This is a genomic window from Paraburkholderia silviterrae, assembly GCF_004353915.1.
Lineage (GTDB): Bacteria > Pseudomonadota > Gammaproteobacteria > Burkholderiales > Burkholderiaceae > Paraburkholderia > Paraburkholderia silviterrae.
In genome coordinates, this window is the sequence record NZ_SMRP01000005.1 from 316,176 (window position 1) to 317,283 (window position 1,108).

General features: G+C 64.0%; 1 protein-coding gene. It reads left to right on the top strand.

Annotated features, from left to right (window positions below; genetic code table 11):
• A partial coding sequence (locus tag EYW47_RS13680) for an NAD(P)/FAD-dependent oxidoreductase (RefSeq protein WP_240763671.1) occupies positions 1-1,108 on the top strand: 1,108 nt, incomplete at both ends.

Here is a 1,108-nt window from a genome sequence, read left to right on the forward strand (position 1 = left end):
AAAAGGCGTCGAGATCGGCGTATGCGTGCTGGAGAAAGGCTCGGAGATCGGAGCGCATATCCTCTCGGGCGCGGTCATGGACCCGCGCGCCATCGACGAGCTCATCCCCGACTGGAAGGAACAGGGCGCGCCGCTGAACGTGCCCGTGACCGAAGATCAATTTCTTTTCCTCACGGAAGGCGGCGCGAAGGCCGTGCCCAACTGGGCGCTGCCGGACAACTTCAAGAACCACGGCAACTACGTGATCAGCCTCGCAAACGTCACGCGCTGGCTGGGCCAGCAGGCCGAGGCGCTGGGCGTCGAGATCTTCCCGGGGTTTCCGGCTGCCGAAGTGCTCTACAACGACGATGGCTCGGTCAAGGGCGTAGCCACCGGCAACATGGGCGTGGGCAAAGACGGCGAGCCTACCGAGAACTTCCAGCTCGGCATGGAGCTGCACGCGAAGTACACGCTGTTTGCCGAAGGTTGCCGCGGGCACCTGGGCCGTCAGCTCAACGAGAAGCTCAAGCTGGGCAAGGATGCGGACCCGCAGGTTTACGGCATCGGCATCAAGGAGCTGTGGGAGATCGATCCGGCAAAGCACAAGCCGGGGCTCGTGATCCACACGGCGGGCTGGCCGCTTGAGAAGGATACCTACGGCGGCTCGTTCCTCTATCACATCGACAACAACCAGGTGATGGTGGGCTTTGTCGTCGGCCTGGCCTATACGAACCCGTACCTCTCGCCGTTCGAAGAATTCCAGCGCTACAAGACCCATCCGGCGATCCGCAAATACCTGGAAGGCGGCAAGCGCGTTTCGTATGGCGCGCGCGCGATGACGGCGGGCGGGCTGATGTCGCTGCCGAAGCTCGTGTTCCCGGGCGGCGCACTCATTGGCGACGACGCAGGCTTCCTGAACGCGGCGCGCATCAAGGGCAGCCACGCGGCGATCAAGACCGGCATGCTGGCCGCCGAAGCGGCGTTCGATGCGGTGCAGGCGGGCCGCCAGAGCGACGAGCTCACGGCCTACCCGGAAGCGTTCAAGCAGTCGTGGCTGTACACGGAGCTCTACAAGGCGCGCAACTTCAAGCAGTGGATGAGCAAGGGCCTGTACCTGGGCACGCTGATG